Source organism: Arthrobacter sp. Leaf69, assembly GCF_001422645.1.
GTDB lineage: Bacteria > Actinomycetota > Actinomycetes > Actinomycetales > Micrococcaceae > Arthrobacter.
Map to the genome: position 1 here is coordinate 84,677 of NZ_LMLR01000012.1, position 16,414 is coordinate 101,090.

Consider the following 16,414-nt stretch of genomic DNA (forward strand, 5'->3'; position numbering starts at 1 on the left):
AAACTTCAACCCCCTTGAATTTTCTCAATCACTAGGGAATGGTTCACCTATGACTAGTTCCGCCGCGCAGGTGAAGGTACGGGGTGGCGCGCCGCTGGGTGCGTCCTATTGGAAGCTGTGGACCTCATCCGGGCTCTCCAACCTCGCGGACGGCGTCTTCAAAATCGCGCTGCCGCTGCTGGCCATTCAGTTCACGCAGTCACCCCCGCTGATTGCCGGGCTGACGGTCGCAGCGACGCTTCCCTGGCTCCTCTTCGCCCTCACTGCCGGCGCGCTGGCCGACCGGTTGGACCGGCGCAAGCTCATGCTGTGGGCCAACCTCGGCCGCGCGGTCCTGCCGGCCGTCCTGGTCGCCGTCGTCCTGTTGGATTTGGGCTCCATGTGGGCTCTGTACGTTGTCGCATTGCTGGTGGGGGTGGCTGAAACGCTCTACGACACCTCCGCGCAGTCGATCCTGCCCCAGGTGGTGCACAGGGATCAGCTGTCGCGCGCCAACGGCCGGCTCTATGCCGTCGAGCTCACCGCCAACCAGTTCGTTGGTCCCCCGCTGGGCGGGCTGCTGGTGACCCTCGGCGTCGTTGCGGCCTTTGCGGCGCCGGCGGCCCTCTGGCTTGCGGCCGTCGGCGCCCTGTTCCTGGTCCCGGGCGCTTTTCGCACAGAGCGGGAGGTGAAGACGACACTGCGATCCGACATTGGTGAGGGTTTGCGGTTTCTCTGGAACCAGAAGATCCTTCGCACGCTCGCGGTGATGACCGGGGTGTTCAACTTCGCATCCAACGCGGCATTCGCGGTGTTGGTGCTGTTTGCCGTGGGTCCGGCGTCGGAGATGGGACTGTCCGAAGTGGGGTTCGGCCTACTTTTGACGAGCTCCGCCCTCGGCGCCCTGGTTGGCTCGTTCATCGCCGAACGGGTGGAGGCCAAGCTGGGCCGGTCCAAGTCCCTGGCACTCACCATCTTCGGGGGCGCCTTGTTCGTAGGTGCGCCGGCCGTCACGGACAACCCCTACGTTCTTGGCCCGCTCCTCTTTGTGGGCGGCGTGCTGATCGTGCTGTGGAACGTCATTACCGTTTCCCTGCGCCAGCGCATTGCCCCCAACCGCTTGCTGGGCCGAGTCAACAGCGCCTACCGCCTGCTGGCGTGGGGCACCATGCCGCTCGGTGCGGCAGTTGGCGGCCTGCTGGCCCAATGGCTGGGCCTGCAGGTCATGTTCGGCATCATGGGAGTGCTGACCCTCGCGCTGCTCGGGTTGATGCCGATCCTCACGGACAAGGCGATTGCCGCAGCCGACGTGGAGTCCTAGGTTGCGTCGGACGCAGCGGCGAAGCGCCGCGGCGCGCTCTACACTGCTTGGATGGAGGCTACGGTCAGCGGAGTTCCTGTGCATTACGCCGCGTACGGCACCGGCACCCCGGTTCTGGCACTGCACGGCGCTGGTGTGGATCATCGCGAGATCGCCGGCGCCCTTGAACCGATATTCTGCAACGTTCCCGGGTTTCGGCGCCTGTATCCGGACCTGCCTGGGATGGGCCGCACTCCGGCGCCCGAGACGATCACAAGCAACGACGACGTCCTGGACCTCTTGCTCGGCTTCATCTACAGCACCATTGGCGATGAGCCGTTCCTTGTCATGGGTCAGTCGTACGGCGGCTACCTGGCCCGCGCCGTTGCCGACCAGAGACCTCAGCAGGCTGTCGGGCTGGCGTTAATCTGCCCGGTTGGCGCGCATACCCGCGACGTGCCTAAGCACGAGGTTCTTGTGGCGTCGGCCGACCTCAGCGGCAACCTGGACCCTGAGCTCGAGGCTTCCTACCGTAGCTACTTCGTTGTGCAGACGGCCGAAACGCTTAACCGGTTCCAGGAGTTGGTGGCTCCCGGAGCGTCACTCGTCGATGAATCGAGCCTGATGCGGATCTTTTCGCACTGGGAGCTACGGGATCGCCCGGAAGCTGCGAAAACCTATCTTCACCCTGTGCTCATTCTTGCAGGGAGGCAGGATGCCACGGCCGGGCACTCTGGCCCGCGGGAACTGATCGAGCACTACCCTCGCTCTACATTTGCCGTACTCGATCGCGCCGGCCACGCGCTGTTCCACGAGCAGCCCGCCCTCACGCAAGCCCTGGTGGTCGAATGGCTCGCGCGCGTGCGTGAGCTGTCCACGACATGAAATGGCCGCCTCAGGTGCGGACCCCTGCGGGGCCGGCATCCGCGTCGGGGTTCGCGCCGCTGGTACGCCGCACATTCACGGACGGCACCGGCTCCTCATCGCCCGGCCCCAAAAAGCGCCAGGCCGCGACTCCCGCGGTCACCGCGACGGCTACGGCCCCGGCAATCAACCAGGCTTTCCCCGAAGCCGTCCGCCGCGACTTCGCCCGGGCGGGTGCCGGGACAACCTTAGGGGCCACCCGCTGCAGGCCCTCGTGAACGCGGGGAGCCAGAGTTTCCACTCCGCCGGCGAGCTCGTCAGCGAGCCGCCGCAGACCGGCCTGGATCCTCGGGGACGCAGATTCAATCCCGGTGTCGAGCCCCGCGACCGCCTTCTGCAGTGCCGCCTCGACGCCGGGAGTGGCCCACTCCCTCCCCTTCGTGAGCTGGGACATGAGATTCTCGGAAAGATGCCGGATCTGATCGGCCTGCACTGTGGGTGTTGCCGTCCGCATGGGTGCCTCCTCGGTGTGATGGATGCCCATAGCCTACGGCGCAAGGCGCCGTCGAAAAAAGCCCCTCCCGGCAGCGGCGTCAGGAGGCGACCATAGTCCCGTCAGGCCCGGGCGAAAAAGTGTCGGCTACGCAGTGCCTACGTGTCAGAATCCTCACATGACCAAGGAACGCAGTGAACTGAAGAGCATCGGATACGAGATCTTCATCGGCATCCTCTCGATCCTGTCGATCGTCAATCTCGTGCTCTTGTATCTCGTGCAGGACGAGTCGCTCGACACCGTACTCACCGTGATGAACGCCATTTTCAGCGTGATCTTCCTCGCCGACTTCCTCTACCGGATTCTCACCGCGCCATCGGCGGGCGCCTATTTCTTCAAGCACTTCGGCTGGGCCGACCTGTTGGCCAGCGTGCCTGTTGCGCAATTCAAGATCCTGCGCGTCTTCCGGCTGGTCCGGGTGTACCGTCTGTTCCGCGAGGTCGGCAGCGGCACGATCGGCCGCGCGCTGATCAAAGATCGGGCCGGCAGCTCCCTGTACGTACTGCTGCTCATGGGCATTTTGGTGCTGGAGTTCGGAAGCCTCTCCATTCTCCGCGTCGAGCAGAACGCCCCAGAGGCCAACATCACGACCGCCTCGGACGCCATCTGGTACACGATCGTCACCATCTCAACAGTTGGATATGGTGACCAATATCCGGTCACCGATGCGGGCCGCACCATCGGCGCGGGCATCATCGTCCTCGGTGTCGGCATCTTCGGCACCTTCACCGGCTACCTGGCCAACTTCTTCCTGTCGCCGAAGAAGAAAGAGCAGGCACCGATGGCCAGTGCGGCCGACAGTCGTACCGCGACGGTCGACGGACTCCGCCTGCGCCTCGAAGCGTCCGAAGCCAAGCTCACCGAGATCAGGAAACTGCTTGCCGAGCCAACCCAGTGAACTTCTACCAATAGTCTTTTGAACCTGCGATTCACCGCTCCGGCACAAGCACCCCCAAGGACGACGACAGGGTACTCCACCGCGCGACACGGGCCCTGCCCGCCCGGCGGGAGCCGCACTTTCGTAGACTCAAGGGAGATCCAGCTTGTTTCCGCTTGAGACAGGCCCGCCACAGGAAGAGCCATCGATGAAGATTATCGTCCTAGTAAAAGAGGTCCCCGACACCTACGGGGACCGAAAACTGAACCTTGAAACAGGCCTCGCCGACCGCGAAGCCAGCGAGGCAGTCATTGATGAGATCGGTGAGCGGGCCCTGGAGCTGGCACTGACGTACGCAGACGCGAACCAGGGCACGGAGGTCGCAGTCCTCTCCCTCGCTCCGGAGGGCGCCACGGCAACGATCCGCAAGGGTCTCGCGATGGGCGCGGGCAGCGCCACCCACATCTCCGACGAGGCACTCCGGGGTGCGGATCTTGGACTGACCGCCGAGACCCTCGCCGCAGCGATCCGCCGCGTGGAATTTGACCTGGTGATCACCGGCAACGTCTCCACCGATGGGTCCGGCGGCATGATTCCCGCGATGCTCGCCGAATTGCTCGACGTGCCCCTTGCCAGCGGCCTCAGCTCCGTGCACATCAGCGACGGCGCCGTGTCCGGCTCCAGGCCCGTTGAATCCGGCGTGCAGCAGGTCTCAGCGACCCTGCCCGCGGTGATTTCCATTACCGAGGCGCTTCCCGGGCCGCGCTTCCCGAACTTCAAAGGCATCATGGCCGCGAAGAAGAAGCCCGTTGAGGTGCTGACGCTCGCAGACCTCGGGGTCACGGCCGACAACCCGGACGCGGCGCGGTCGATCATGCTGACCGTGGCAGAGAAACCCCCGCGCGAAGCCGGCGTGAAGATCATTGACGAGGGTGATGCCGGCGAGAAGCTGGCCGACTTCCTCATCGAAAACCGACTGGCGTAAGGAACAACGATCATGACTGAATTCCCTCGTGACGCCATCCTCGTCGTCGTCGAAACCCAGGCTTCCGGAGAACTCGAGAAGGCAGCCCCCGGACTCTTCGGCGCTGCCGCCGGAGCCGGCACGCCGATTGCCCTGGTGCTCGCCGCACCCGGCACCGGAAGCGCCGCCGCCGCCGCCGCGGAGGCCGCGGACCTTGGTGCCGCGCACGTACTGATCGCCGAGACTCCGGATCCCTCCGCGCTCGGCGTGCCGGGCGTAGACGCCCTGGCCGCCGCTGTGGAGCAGGTGCAGCCGGACGCCATCCTGATATCGCATTCCCTGAACGGGCGCGACCTAGCCGGCCGCTACGCCGCCCGCGCGCGGGCAGCGGTATGCGTTGACGCCGTCGGTGTGTCCCGTGATGACGAGGGCGTCGTGGCACACCACTCCGTCTACGGCGGCGCCTACAACGTGACGTCAACGGCCACGTTCGGCGCGCCGGTCATCACGGTCCGGCAGGGCTCCATCGAGGCGCGCGCTGCGGCCCGGCCGCCGGCGTCGGAGACCCTGGCGGTGACGCCTTCCGGGAAGCCGGCCGCCCGGATCGACTCGTTCGACGAGGCCGTTGTGGCGACCTCCCGGCCTGAGCTGCGAGGCGCCGCAAAGGTTGTCGCGGGTGGCCGCGGGCTGGGGTCGGAGGAACAGTTCGCCCTGGTCGGACAGCTCGCCGATACCCTCGGCGCTGCCATTGGCGCTTCGCGGGCCGCGGTGGATGCGGGCTACGTCCCGCAGGCGCACCAGGTCGGCCAGACCGGGGTTTCCGTGTCATCACAGCTGTACATCGCGCTGGGCATCTCCGGCGCCATCCAGCACCGGGCGGGCATGCAGACTGCGAAGACGATCGTCGCCATCAACAAGGACGGGGACGCGCCGATCTTCGAGATCGCCGACTTCGGTGTGGTCGGCGACCTCTTCACGGTGGTACCCCAGCTGATCAGCGCCCTTGAGGCCCGGAAGAAGTAGCCATGACACCCCAGTCTCGGTCCATTCGGCGGGGCCTGCCCCGCGTCGAAGGCGGTGACCCCTGGCCTCCAGCAGGTGAGGCGCCCGCACGCATTGTCACGGCAGAAGCTCCGCCGGAGCTTGTTTCCCCGGCGGAACCGGCCACCGCCGCGCCCTCCGTTCCCTCCCTGCCCGCCGCGCCCCCTCCCCCGAAAACGGCACCGGGTGCGACGGCGGTGTCCGCTCCGGTCCCTGCCGGGAACTCCGGCGCCGCGGCGCCGCGGCAGCTTCGCCGCGGCCTGCCGCGCGTGCCGGGCGGCGAACCGTGGCCGCCAGCGGGCGAGGTTACGGCATCAGCGGCAGCCCTGTCCGGGGCTCCCGCCGCAGGCGACACCCAGCCGCCGACGGCAGCTGAGACGCCGACGCCGACCGCCGTCGCCGCTGCAGCTCCGCAAGAAGTACCGGCAGCGTCGCTGCCCGCCGCTGCTCCGGCCACCGCACCCGCCACCCTGACAACGGGAACCACACCGCTCCGCCGCGGGCTTCCGCGCGTCCCGGGCGGTGAACCGTGGCCGCCGGCTGGACTTGCTCCGGTGGTAGCTGTTGCTTCTGCTGTCGCCGCCGCCCCCGCGGTCCAGGCCGAGCCCGAACACATGGCTCCCGCCGCGGCTGCCAGCGTGCCGGAGACTGTTCCCGAGGTGGAGCCGCCTGCGACGGTGGAGTCGACCGCGCCCGCGAGCGCACCCGCGGTCCCCGCCGCAGCACCCGCCGCCCCACCAGCAGCTCCGGCACCGGCGGCACCATCAGCCGCCGCTCAAAAGCCCGTGAAGCCGAAGACCGAGGCAAGGCTCTACGGGTCTCGCACCCTGGGCCAGTGGATCAAGCGCGTGGTGCTCCTCGTCGTCGGCGCCGTGGCCGCCGCAGCGATTCTTGTGCTCGCCGCGCGCGGTGTGACGACGCTGCCGGGCGTACCCGAGTTCCTCGAAAGGTACCCCGGCGAGTACCACTTGCCGGAGGCCGCCGAACCGGGCTTCCCGTGGTGGGCGCAGTGGACACACTTCCTGAACTTCTTCCTGATGGTGCTCATCATCCGCTCCGGCTACCAGGTGCGCACGCAGCAGAAGCCGCCGGCGTTCTGGACGCCGAAGCGCGGTGGCAAGAAGATCAGCATCAACCTGTGGCTGCACCAGTCGCTGGACATCCTGTGGCTGGCCAACGGCCTCATCTTTGTGGTGCTGCTGTTTGCCTCCGGCCACTGGATGCGCATCGTCCCGACCAGCTGGGAGGTGTTCCCGAACGCGCTCTCCGCGCTCCTGCAGTACATGACACTCGACTGGCCCGTGGAGAACGGCTGGGTGAACTACAACAGCCTGCAGCAGCTCATGTACTTCATCGTGGTCTTCATCGCGGCTCCGCTCGCGGCCATCACGGGTGCGCGCATGAGCGAGTTCTGGCCGAAGGACGCGAAGACGCTGAACAGGATCTACCCGGTGGAGGCTGCGCGCGCGCTTCACTTCCCCACGATGCTGTTCTTCGTGCTGTTCATCCTCATCCACGTGTTCCTGGTGTTCGCGACCGGTGCGCTGCGCAACCTGAACCACATGTTCGGCGGCACCGACGTGGTGAACTGGACCGGGTTCTGGCTTTTCGCGGCAGCCATCGCCGTCACGGCGGCCGCATGGTACGCCGCCCGCCCGCTCGTGCTCGCACCCATCGCGAAGCTGTTCGGCCAGGTGAGCAGCCGGTAGGCCATGGTGCCTGCGGCCCCGGCCGGCCGCTACGCGAGGGGCCGGCCGGTCAATTTTTCCCGCTATCGGTGCATTCGGGGCCGTGGTACGTTCAGCGTGATCAGGATGTCCTAGCGCGGCTCCTATCCGGCCCGGCTCCTGGCACAACCCCAGAAAGCGGAGGCAACGATGCCAACACTCATGATCTTTCACGAAGTCGACGACGTTGAGCACTGGCTCAGTTCAACAAAACGGGAAGAAGTATTCGGGCCGCTGGGCATCACGGTTCGAACCTTCATCGACCCGGCAAAGAGCAACCGTGTGGGCCTGATCGCCCAGGTCCCCGACATGGAAACGTTCCAGCGGATCATGGAGTCCGAAGCGGCAGCCGAAGCGATGAAATTCGACGGCGTCCGTCCGGACACCATCCTGGTGCTCGTCGAACCCTAGGTATCTCGGGGCCTGATGCCGAGCCGACGACGGCTGAAAAGTTGGCCAAGTTCATCCCGCTGGCCGGTCCGCTGCTGGCCACCAGTTCGCTGAGCGCCTCGGGAATGGTCGCGGCATGAGGATCACTCGTACAGCCAGCGCAGTATGGAAAGGCCGAAGGGACCGGTCCGGTGCAATACCGTACGCAGTCCCTTCGGCTCCAACCCCTTGGGTAGCAGGTCGGACAGCGGGCTAGGGTTGCTTCTTTTCGGGGAGGAACATTGCCTTCGCCAGCGGTGTCACGGTGAGTGATCTGAGCTGAGCGGCCCCGCCTTCGGCGAAGAGGGCCATCTTGTCGGCACCGGCAGTGGGGAACACCTGGTCCGTGATGGTCCGCAGACCGTCCTGGGCGAACACCTCGACCGATGAGCGGTCGAGATAGATCCGCATAGTGATGTTGCCGTTCTTGTCCAGCTTGACGGGAGCGCCCTCGATGGAACCGAATGCCGGGTGGAACGCGGTGTTGCCGGAATTGGTGCGGTCAACGAAGAGCTTCCCGGTCGTGGCGTCGTAGCCGATGACGGTGGATGATGTTCCATTGCCCAGCACAGTGATGCCGGCTTTCGTGGCGGTGCCCGGGGCGAGCGTGATATCGACTCGTTGGACCTGACCGGAGGCAGCCGCGGGCAGCGGCGTTGTTCCCTGCGGGATCGGGATGCCGCCCTTGGCAACGTAGCTTGGCTTTTGGGCCAGCTTGTCGACCTGCTTGACGGCACTTTGGGTGAGCCTGGGCCCTTCCGGGGTCTGAGTCAGTTTCACTTCGCGCGGCAGTGCCATGGCGCTGCGCCACGGGTTGGTGGGGATGTTGTTGGCATAGTCCCAGTTGTTCATCCAGCCGAGCATGACCCGCTTGTCTTCGGGCATGTTGGCGAAGGACACGGCGGCGTAGTAGTCACGGCCGTAGTCCAGCCAGTCATAGGACTGCAGTCGGCTTGTGGCTGCTGTGGAGCTCGCCATGAACTCGTCAGCGAGGATATGCCCCCAGCCGAATCGGTTGTTGTCGACGATTTTGATCTGTGCCTGTTGGCCAACGAATTCTTTGACATTCCAGGATGCCCAATCCAGCGATTCACTGTCGTTGCCGGTGGCCGTGCGGACCACCTTTCCGTTGATCACCAGGTTCACGGATTCTTCATCGGACCTGGGGACAGCGGCGGTGTCGGTGAGCATGACGTGGTCAAGAGTCAGGTGTCCCCACCCGCCGGTAGCTTGGTCAACAACCCGCAGTTGTGCATTCTGTCCCGCGAATTCGGACACGTCCCAGCCCTTCCAGTTCAGGATTCCGGAATTGTCTCCTGCCAGGGAGCGGACCACGCTGCCGTTGATGAGCAACTGGACGGCCAGGATTTGTCCGGAGTCCGCGGAGCGGTTGCCGCCGCCGGCCAGCATGCTCATGAAATTCTTGGTGATGGGGAATTCCGGTGAGGTCAGGGTGCCCTGCCGGTCATCGCCCGGTGCGGTGCCGGTCTCGAAGGTGTTGATCCGCTTAGCTCCGATGTAATAGTCCCCGCCACTGGCGGAGGGCTGGAAATTCGGGGTGAGGTCGCCGGTTCCGGTCCAGTCGGCGTCGGCCAGTGTTGTCCCCTCCGGAACCTCGAAGCCGTTGAACTTGAGCTCCCCCTCGGGTGGGGTGTTGTCCAGCTTGCCGGAGACCCGAGGGTGCTTGCCGCCGCCCACGAGGAAGTTCAAATAGTCATCGGACACCGTAAACGTTGGTGACTGCATGGACCCGAGCGGCCAGTCGCCGTCGTTGAAGGAGTTGATCAGGCCGGTGGCGCCGAATCCGGTCACCGGGCTCTGTCCGGGAAGGGCGCCGGGGGCGGGGGCGTCACCGAAAGGGCCGTTCTTCCAGTTGCCGGGTTCGTTGTTCACCGTCCAGCCGTTGTAGTCGCCGTCGTTGAACCCGGCCAGGACCGTGCCGGGAGGAAGCGCGGCGGCCGGTTTGGTGGTGTCGGACGTGAAGGTGGTGCCATCGAAGTTTCCGACGAAGTACTGGCCGGCGGATCCGCCGGCCACGCCGCCGGGATTGATGTTGACCACCATGACCCATTTGATGTTTCCTTTGTCGCCGTCCACGGCAAGCGGGAACAGGTCCGGGCATTCCCACTGTCCGCCTGTGGCATTGGCGGGCCCGAATTCGCTCAGCGCCGTCCAGTCCTTGAGGTTGGCGGACTTGTAGAGGACCACCTTGTGCTCCTGCGCCTCCACCGCCGCCATCACCCAGTAGCCTCCGCCGCCTGGTGTGCCATACCAGAAGACCTTGGGATCGCGGAAGTTCGCCGAATTTCGGTTCAGGACCGGGTTCTCGTCGTATTGGGTCCAGGTCTGGCCGTCGTCCAGGCTGTAGGCCAGTGACTGTGCCTGCAGGCCACGATGCGGACTAGCTTCCTTATAGGCGCTGGTGTAAACCGCGACCAGGGGCGGGTTCTCTTTCGTGCCGAAACCGGAGGTGTTGTCCTTGTCCACCACGACGCTGCCGGAGAAGATGTCCTGCTCAGCATCGGTGGCGATCGCCAGGGGCTGCTCCTGCCAGTGGACAAGGTCCTTGGAGGTGGCGTGCCCCCAGGACATGTTCCCCCAGGTGTTGCCGGAAGGGTTGTGCTGGTAGTACAGGTGGTAGACGCCCTTGTGGAAGACCATTCCGTTGGGGTCATTCATCCAGTTTTTTTCGGGCGTGTAGTGGAAAGCCGGCCGGTAGGGTTCGTCCCCGAGGCCTGTGGCGGCCGACGCCGGCAGGGATCCTGCCAGTGCCGCGGCCAGCGTCAGCCCCGCGAGGGTCAATGCAGAAACGGCATGCGTCCTGCGGGTGGTGGTTCTCTTCATCTGCTTGTTTCGCCCTTCATCGCGCGCGTCGTCGGTAGACAACGTTGTCAGTGCGAAGGACGCTAAGTGATGTCCAGCAGACAAGTCAACGGTTTTGGCGGCTCGGGCAGAGTCCGCTCGTCGCCCCCACTGAGGCAGGCGAAGCGATGGACGGGCAGCAGAAAGTTCCCACCAACGGATCTTTGGAAGGAGTCTTCTTGGCGCGGTTCCGCTGACCCCCGCGGAAGGCTATTCCACGGGCAGCAGCCAGGTCAGCTCGGATCCCTCGCCCTCGATGTGGCGGGCGAGTTCGGCATTAAATCTGGATCCGTAGTCCGCCCGGATGTGGTCCTGGAACGCGGCTTCATCGCGATAGACCTCGAAGACAAAGTAGTCCCTGGGATTCTCCTCCCGCGTGTACGGAAGGAAAAGCACGTTCCCCGGTTCCTGGCTGACGTGCTCGGTCAGTTCAAGCATCATTTCGGCTACGCGGGCTTCACTGCCGGGTTTGACGGTGAATTCGGCGTACAGGGTCTTGCTCATGGGTATCCCCTCAAAGTCGGTCGTTTGTTCAGGTATGGATGGACGGTCTCAGGATGGTGGGCGGAGTTCGCCGGAGCCTCGCTGGATCAGCTCCGAGGGAACAACATAGGTACGCGGAGGCTGCTTGTCGCCATCAATTCGGGCCAGCAACCGCTCGGCGGCAAGCTTCCCGATCCGCTCGGGATGCTGGGCAATGACGGTGATGCCTGGATCCATCATGTCCGCCAGCGTGAAGTCATCGAAGCCCACCAGCGCAACCCGCCTGCTGGCATCCAGCTCCTTCAGCGCGCGCATGACACCGAACGTGACGAGGTTCTGGCTGGAGAAGATGGCGGTTGGCGGGTCCTCGGCCGTGAGCAGTTCAAGCGCGGCCAGCCGTGCCGACTCCTCATCATGGAGTCCGTCGCGGACCGGAATCGTGGATGTTGGAATGCCGGCCCGGCCCAGCTCCTCGATGAAGCCGCGCCGCCGCTCCCGGGCGGTCTGGATGTCCGCCCGGTCTCCCAGACAGGCAAGTTTGGTATGGCCGTGCGCCAGGAGGTGGGCCGCGGCCCTGGCGGCTCCGACAACGTTGTCCGTCACCACGGCGTCCGCCTCGATGCCCACGGGCTCGCGGTCAATGAACACCATGGGCAGATCGCGGGAGTGTTCCGGAATGATGTAGGACTGGCTCCGCGCGATGGGCGTCAGGACCAAGCCATCTACCCGCCGGCCGAGAAAGGCGGCCACCAGGGCCTTTTCCCGCTCGGGGTCGTCGTCGAGGCTGGCGGCGAAGACGGCGATGCCGCGGGCCGCCAAAGCGTCTTCCAGCGCCCGGTGGATCTCGCTGCTGAACGGGTTGGCCACGCTGGGCAGCAGGAGGCCGATCGAGAGCGTCTGCCGGCCGCTCCGCCGAAGACTCCCCGCCGCCATGTCCAGCTGGTAGTTGAGCTGATGGGATGCGGCCAACACGCGCTGGCGGGTGGCTTCAGAGACGCCTGGCTCGTCGTTCATCACGCGCGAAACCGTCTTGATGCCCACTCCTGCCAATGCTGCGACGTGGCGCATGGTGGGGCGATTCTGTGCGGGGTCCGCTTGGTAACGATTAGACATCGTTGTCATTCCATCGTCCTTCATCATCGAATTTTCATTGACTCTACCCTGTGACGCTGATTACATGATGCCTGACATCGTTGTCAGGCACCGGAAGTGCCCCGAAAACAGGAGATTCAATGTTGAGTTCCAAAGCTCCGCGCACCATGACCCACCGCCTGCTCGCTATGGGCGCAGTACTGACCCTCGGCACCCTCAGCCTCACCGCCTGCGGCGGCACCTCCACCGCCACCACATCAGCCGGAAGCTCGTCCGCCGAAAAGGTCGGCGTGTCCCTGATCGTAAAGACCACCACCAACCCCTTCTTCGTCTCCATGCAGGACGGCGCCAAAAAGGCAGCCGAGGCCGAGGGCGTGGACCTGAAGCTCGCAGCCGGCAAGGCTGACGGCGACGAGGACACCCAGATCCAGGCCATCGAGAACGCCATCTCGAAGGGCGACAAGGGCATCCTGATCACGCCCAACGGCCCGTCCGTGGTGGACGCGCTGAAAAAGGCCAAGGACGCAGGCCTGTTCGTCATCGCCCTGGACACGCCGCCGGACCCGGCAGACGCAGCCGACATCACGTTCGCCACCGACAACTTCGCCGCCGGCGAGCTGATCGGCAAGTGGACCGCAGCCCAGCTGGACGGGAAACAGGCGACCATTGCCCTCATCGATCTCTTTGACGACAAGGTGGTCTCGGTTGACTACAACCGAGACCAGGGCTTCCTCACGGGCCTCGGCATCGACACCGCGGACGCCAAGAAGAACGGCGACGAAGCCAAGACCGGCAACTACACCGGCGGCAAGGGCGGCAGCTACGAGATCGTGGGCAGCCAGGCCTCGCAGGGCGCCGAGGACGGCGGACGCACGGCCATGGAAACCCTCCTCGCCAAGAACCCGAACATCAACGTCGTCTACACCATCAACGAACCTGCCGCGGCGGGTGCCTTCGAGGCGCTGAAGGCCGCTGGCAAGGAAAAGGACGTCTTGGTGGTCTCGGTGGACGGCGGCTGCACCGGCGTGAACAACGTCAAGTCCGGCGTTATCGGTGCCACTGCCCAGCAGTACCCGGTCAAGATGGCCGAACTGGGCGTCAAGGCAATTGTTGAAATCGCCAAGACGGGCAAGAAGCCGGCCAACTCCGAAGGATTGGACTTCTACAACACCGGCGTCGAGCTCGTCACGGACAAGCCCGCCGGCGGCGTCAAGAGCATCACCACCACCGAAGCCTCCGACATCTGCTGGGGAAAGTAGCCCACCCAGATTCACTGCGGTGCGGGGAGCCGCTTCCGGCCTCCCCGCACCGCGTCCACCGAGCTAGGCCCGCTCTAGCAAACACCACCGAAGATCAGGATCAATCGTGACCCAGCAACAGATCGCCGGCCCGCCCAGCGCAGAGAGTGCCGACCTGGCAGAGGAATTCCTCGACCGCCAGACACCGCTCAGCCGGATACGCAATATCCTCCACCGCTACCCCGCGGTCAGCCCCGCCCTTGTACTTCTCATCTCGGTGGTCGTGTTCGGCCTCCTCAATGACAGGTTCCTGCGGGTTGAAAACCTCTCCCTGATTACCCAGCAGGTCTCCGTCGTCGGCACCCTGGCCATCGCCCAGACCCTCATCATTCTCACCGCAGGCATCGACCTTTCCGTCGGGGCCGTCATGATCCTTTCGTCGATGGTCATGGCCCAACTCGCCGTCAACAGCGGGCTGCCCGCGCCTATCGCGCTGCTCGCGGGCCTGGTCGTCGGACTCGCCGCCGGAGCCCTGAACGGGTTTCTGGTCACCCGGTTCCGACTCCCGCCATTCATCGTCACCCTCGGCACGCTGAATATCTTCATCGCCCTGACTCTGCTCTACTCCAACGGCGCGACAGTGCGCGGCTCGGCCATGCCGGACCTGCTCACCTGGACCGGGACCACATTCCCGGTGGGCCCGGTGAGGATCTCCACCGGAGTCGTCGTGATGCTCCTGCTCTACATCGCCATCGCGTTCATTCTCGGCAAAACCGCATGGGGCAGGCATGTCTACGCCGTGGGCGATGACAAGGAAGCCGCCCGTCTGGCCGGCATCGCCGTCAACAAAGTCCTTATGAGCGTCTACCTCGCCGCCGGCGCTGTCCTGGCCGTCGGCGCCTGGATCCAGATCGGCCGCACCAACGCAGCCAGCCCCAACGCCGGGGTCGACCTGAATCTGGACTCCATCACCGCCGTCGTCATCGGCGGAACCAGCCTCTTTGGCGGACGCGGGTCCGTCTGGGGAACCCTCCTGGGCGCGCTGATCGTGGGCGTCTTCCGCAACGGACTCTCGCTCGCAGGCCTTGACGTGCTCTACCAGACACTCGCCGTGGGCGTCCTCATCATCCTCGCTGTGTCCATCGACCAGTGGATCCGAAAGGTGAAATCATGACCGCGACCCATCTGGAGCCGGCCGGAACGCAAGTACGCCAGCCCATCCTGCAGGCCAGGAACCTCGTCAAGACCTTCGGCCGGGTCGTAGGCCTGGACGGCGTCAGCCTTGATCTGTACCCGGGCGAAGTCCTGGCGATCATCGGCGACAACGGCGCAGGCAAGTCCACGCTGATCAAGTGCCTCACCGGTGCCGAAATTCCGGATACCGGCGAGCTGATGGTGTCCGGGCAACCGGTCCACTTCAAACGCCCCCAGGACGCCCGAGCCCACGGCATCGAAACGGTGTACCAGAACCTTGCCGTCTCGCCGGCCCTGGACGTCGCCTCCAACCTGTTCCTTGGCCGCGAAGAACGGCGCGCGGGACTCCTCGGGAGCGTGTTCCGGATGCTTGACACCAAAGGCATGCGCACGAAGGCCAAGCAGGAATTGACCCGGCTGGGAATCTCCACCCTCCAGGACGTCACAGTGCCGGTGGAGAACCTCTCCGGAGGCCAGCGCCAGGCCGTCGCAGTGGCCCGCGCCGCGGCGTTCGGTTCAAAAGTGGTCGTGCTGGACGAGCCGACGGCGGCACTCGGCGTCCGGGAATCGAACCAGGTCCTGCAGTTGGTCCGGGACCTCCGGGACCGCGGCCTGCCAGTCATCCTGATCAGCCACAACATGCCCCACGTATTCGACGTAGCGGACCGGATCCACATCCAGCGACTCGGCAAATGCGCGGCCACCATCACGCCGCAATCCCACACCATGACCGATGCGGTGGCGATCATGACCGGTGCTGCCACCGCCTGACCCGCACCACCCACCAACTCCGTCCGCGGGCCTGCACCGGGCCCGCGGACGGCTCCATGAAAGGCTCCCCGTGCCCGCCAGCTCTCCTTCACCCACTGCCATTTCTACAGTCACTCCGGACGTCGTTGTTATTGGCGAGGCGCTCGTGGACGTCGTCGCCGCCGCCGAAGGCATCATCGAGCACCCGGGCGGCTCACCGATGAACGTTGCCTACGGCTTGGGGCGCCTGGGCGTGCCCACTGCCTTGCTCACCTCTCTCGGGAATGATGCCCGGGGCGCAGCGATCGAAGCCCACCTCCGCAGTGCCGGCGTCGAGCTCCTCCCTGGCTCAAAGTCGGCGGTCCGCACGGCCTCCGCCACCGCCACACTCGCTGCCGACGGCTCCGCCTCCTACCGCTTCGACATCAGCTGGGAGCTGGCGCCGGTCGCTCCCCCTTACCTGCCCAGGGTGCTTCACACCGGATCCATCGCCACGTTCCTCGCGCCCGGCGCTTCCACCGTCAAGAGGCTTCTGGAGCAGGCGCACCGGGAGTGCCTGGTGACGTACGATCCCAACGTCCGGCCGGCGCTCCTGGGAGGCCAGGCCGAGGCACGCTCCATCTTTGAAGACCTGGTTCCGTTGACCGACGTCGTTAAGCTCAGCGACGAGGATGCCGCCTGGCTCTACCCCGGGCTCCAGCCCGAGGACGCCGCGGCTAGGATCCTGGCCCTGGGCGCCGGTTTGGCCGTGGTGACCCGCGGCGGGCAGGGATCACTGCTGACCACTCCTGCCGCAACAGTGCACGTCCCAGCCATCACATCCGTCGTGGCGGACACTATCGGCGCCGGAGATTCCTACATGGCCGCCCTGATCTTCGGCCTGCTGGCCCGCAGCACCGAAGGGCTGGGGCGTGACGTCCTGGAGAGCATCGGCCGCACGGCGTCGAAGGCCGCAGCCATTACCGTCCGCCGGCCGGGCGCCACTCCGCCCACGGCCGCGGAACTGATAACCGAGCTGCCGGCGGCTGGAGCTCCGGCCTTCATCCACTGAAATCTGACCC

15 protein-coding genes are annotated in these 16,414 nt (G+C 65.4%); 11 read left to right on the forward strand and 4 right to left on the reverse strand.

From position 1 onward, the window contains the following. Positions 1–49: 49 nt before the first annotated feature. Together ASE96_RS11740 and ASE96_RS11745 are read left to right on the forward strand one after the other, a co-directional pair. A complete protein-coding gene (locus tag ASE96_RS11740; RefSeq protein WP_056430310.1) occupies positions 50–1,300 on the forward strand; it encodes an MFS transporter in 1,251 nt (416 codons plus the stop codon). 51 nt (positions 1,301–1,351) lie between these two features. Continuing rightward, entirely contained in the window at positions 1,352–2,164 is an 813-nt protein-coding gene (locus ASE96_RS11745; protein WP_056430313.1) for an alpha/beta fold hydrolase, read from the forward strand. A 10-nt stretch (positions 2,165–2,174) separates the two neighbouring features. Here the strand turns inward: ASE96_RS11745 and ASE96_RS11750 are convergent, their stop codons facing one another. Then, positions 2,175–2,657: a hypothetical protein gene (locus tag ASE96_RS11750; protein WP_235500231.1), complete on the reverse strand. Its 483-nt coding sequence runs from the start codon at positions 2,655–2,657 to the stop codon at positions 2,175–2,177. Positions 2,658–2,814: 157 nt separating this feature from the next. On the opposite strand from ASE96_RS11750, the gene ASE96_RS11755 reads away from it, so the two are divergent. The 5 genes from ASE96_RS11755 (at position 2,815) to ASE96_RS11775 (ending at position 7,716) form a co-directional block, all read left to right on the forward strand. Beyond that, positions 2,815–3,594, forward strand: a complete 780-nt coding sequence (locus ASE96_RS11755) for an ion transporter (protein WP_056430318.1) — start codon at positions 2,815–2,817, stop codon at positions 3,592–3,594. Between the two features lie 187 nt (positions 3,595–3,781). Next, the gene (locus ASE96_RS11760; protein WP_056430322.1) at positions 3,782–4,558 is read left to right on the forward strand and encodes an electron transfer flavoprotein subunit beta/FixA family protein; all 777 of its coding nucleotides are present in this window, start codon (positions 3,782–3,784) and stop codon (positions 4,556–4,558) included. Between the two features lie 12 nt (positions 4,559–4,570). After that, positions 4,571–5,560, forward strand: coding sequence for an electron transfer flavoprotein subunit alpha/FixB family protein (locus ASE96_RS11765; protein ID WP_056430325.1), 990 nt, complete (start codon positions 4,571–4,573; stop codon positions 5,558–5,560). Positions 5,561–5,562: 2 nt separating this feature from the next. Then, positions 5,563–7,287 (forward strand): cytochrome b/b6 domain-containing protein, encoded by a 1,725-nt coding sequence (locus ASE96_RS19175; protein ID WP_056430329.1) that lies wholly within the window; start codon positions 5,563–5,565, stop codon positions 7,285–7,287. Between the two features lie 180 nt (positions 7,288–7,467). After that, positions 7,468–7,716 carry a hypothetical protein gene (locus ASE96_RS11775; protein ID WP_200913043.1) on the forward strand — a complete coding sequence of 83 codons (249 nt, stop codon included), beginning with the start codon at positions 7,468–7,470 and terminating at the stop codon, positions 7,714–7,716. Positions 7,717–7,947: 231 nt separating this feature from the next. Here the strand turns inward: ASE96_RS11775 and ASE96_RS11780 are convergent, their stop codons facing one another. From ASE96_RS11780 to ASE96_RS11790, 3 genes are all read right to left on the reverse strand, one after another. Beyond that, positions 7,948–10,578: a GH32 C-terminal domain-containing protein gene (locus ASE96_RS11780; protein WP_056430335.1), complete on the reverse strand. Its 2,631-nt coding sequence runs from the start codon at positions 10,576–10,578 to the stop codon at positions 7,948–7,950. A gap of 228 nt (positions 10,579–10,806) precedes the next feature. Beyond that, on the reverse strand, positions 10,807–11,100 hold the full coding sequence (locus ASE96_RS11785) for a putative quinol monooxygenase (RefSeq protein WP_056430338.1): 294 nt from the start codon (positions 11,098–11,100) through the stop codon (positions 10,807–10,809). Between the two features lie 48 nt (positions 11,101–11,148). Next, complete coding sequence (locus ASE96_RS11790; protein WP_056430341.1) at positions 11,149–12,147, reverse strand: LacI family DNA-binding transcriptional regulator; 999 nt, start codon at positions 12,145–12,147, stop codon at positions 11,149–11,151. 164 nt (positions 12,148–12,311) lie between these two features. On the opposite strand from ASE96_RS11790, the gene ASE96_RS11795 reads away from it, so the two are divergent. The 4 genes from ASE96_RS11795 to ASE96_RS11810 all read left to right on the forward strand — a co-directional run bounded on the left by ASE96_RS11795 (position 12,312) and on the right by ASE96_RS11810 (position 16,404). Beyond that, positions 12,312–13,430, forward strand: coding sequence for a substrate-binding domain-containing protein (locus tag ASE96_RS11795; RefSeq protein ID WP_056430343.1), 1,119 nt, complete (start codon positions 12,312–12,314; stop codon positions 13,428–13,430). Between the two features lie 106 nt (positions 13,431–13,536). Beyond that, positions 13,537–14,583, forward strand: a complete 1,047-nt coding sequence (locus ASE96_RS11800) for an ABC transporter permease (RefSeq protein WP_056430346.1) — start codon at positions 13,537–13,539, stop codon at positions 14,581–14,583. Next, a complete protein-coding gene (locus ASE96_RS11805) occupies positions 14,580–15,374 on the forward strand; it encodes an ATP-binding cassette domain-containing protein (RefSeq protein ID WP_056430348.1) in 795 nt (264 codons plus the stop codon). The genes ASE96_RS11800 and ASE96_RS11805 overlap by 4 nt, the downstream gene beginning before the upstream one ends. Before the next feature lie 70 nt (positions 15,375–15,444). Further along, positions 15,445–16,404 (forward strand): carbohydrate kinase family protein, encoded by a 960-nt coding sequence (locus ASE96_RS11810; RefSeq protein ID WP_056430352.1) that lies wholly within the window; start codon positions 15,445–15,447, stop codon positions 16,402–16,404. The last annotated feature ends 10 nt before the right edge of the window (positions 16,405–16,414 follow it).

Coding starts and splice junctions, on each gene's coding strand:
- ASE96_RS11740 (WP_056430310.1), top strand. CDS start 50: ATGACTAGTTCCGCCGCGCAGGTGAAGGTACGGGGTGGCGCGCCGCTG.
- ASE96_RS11745 (WP_056430313.1), top strand. CDS start 1,352: ATGGAGGCTACGGTCAGCGGAGTTCCTGTGCATTACGCCGCGTACGGC.
- ASE96_RS11750 (WP_235500231.1), bottom strand. CDS start 2,657: ATGCGGACGGCAACACCCACAGTGCAGGCCGATCAGATCCGGCATCTT.
- ASE96_RS11755 (WP_056430318.1), top strand. CDS start 2,815: ATGACCAAGGAACGCAGTGAACTGAAGAGCATCGGATACGAGATCTTC.
- ASE96_RS11760 (WP_056430322.1), top strand. CDS start 3,782: ATGAAGATTATCGTCCTAGTAAAAGAGGTCCCCGACACCTACGGGGAC.
- ASE96_RS11765 (WP_056430325.1), top strand. CDS start 4,571: ATGACTGAATTCCCTCGTGACGCCATCCTCGTCGTCGTCGAAACCCAG.
- ASE96_RS19175 (WP_056430329.1), top strand. CDS start 5,563: ATGACACCCCAGTCTCGGTCCATTCGGCGGGGCCTGCCCCGCGTCGAA.
- ASE96_RS11775 (WP_200913043.1), top strand. CDS start 7,468: ATGATCTTTCACGAAGTCGACGACGTTGAGCACTGGCTCAGTTCAACA.
- ASE96_RS11780 (WP_056430335.1), bottom strand. CDS start 10,578: ATGAAGAGAACCACCACCCGCAGGACGCATGCCGTTTCTGCATTGACC.
- ASE96_RS11785 (WP_056430338.1), bottom strand. CDS start 11,100: ATGAGCAAGACCCTGTACGCCGAATTCACCGTCAAACCCGGCAGTGAA.
- ASE96_RS11790 (WP_056430341.1), bottom strand. CDS start 12,147: ATGCGCCACGTCGCAGCATTGGCAGGAGTGGGCATCAAGACGGTTTCG.
- ASE96_RS11795 (WP_056430343.1), top strand. CDS start 12,312: ATGTTGAGTTCCAAAGCTCCGCGCACCATGACCCACCGCCTGCTCGCT.
- ASE96_RS11805 (WP_056430348.1), top strand. CDS start 14,580: ATGACCGCGACCCATCTGGAGCCGGCCGGAACGCAAGTACGCCAGCCC.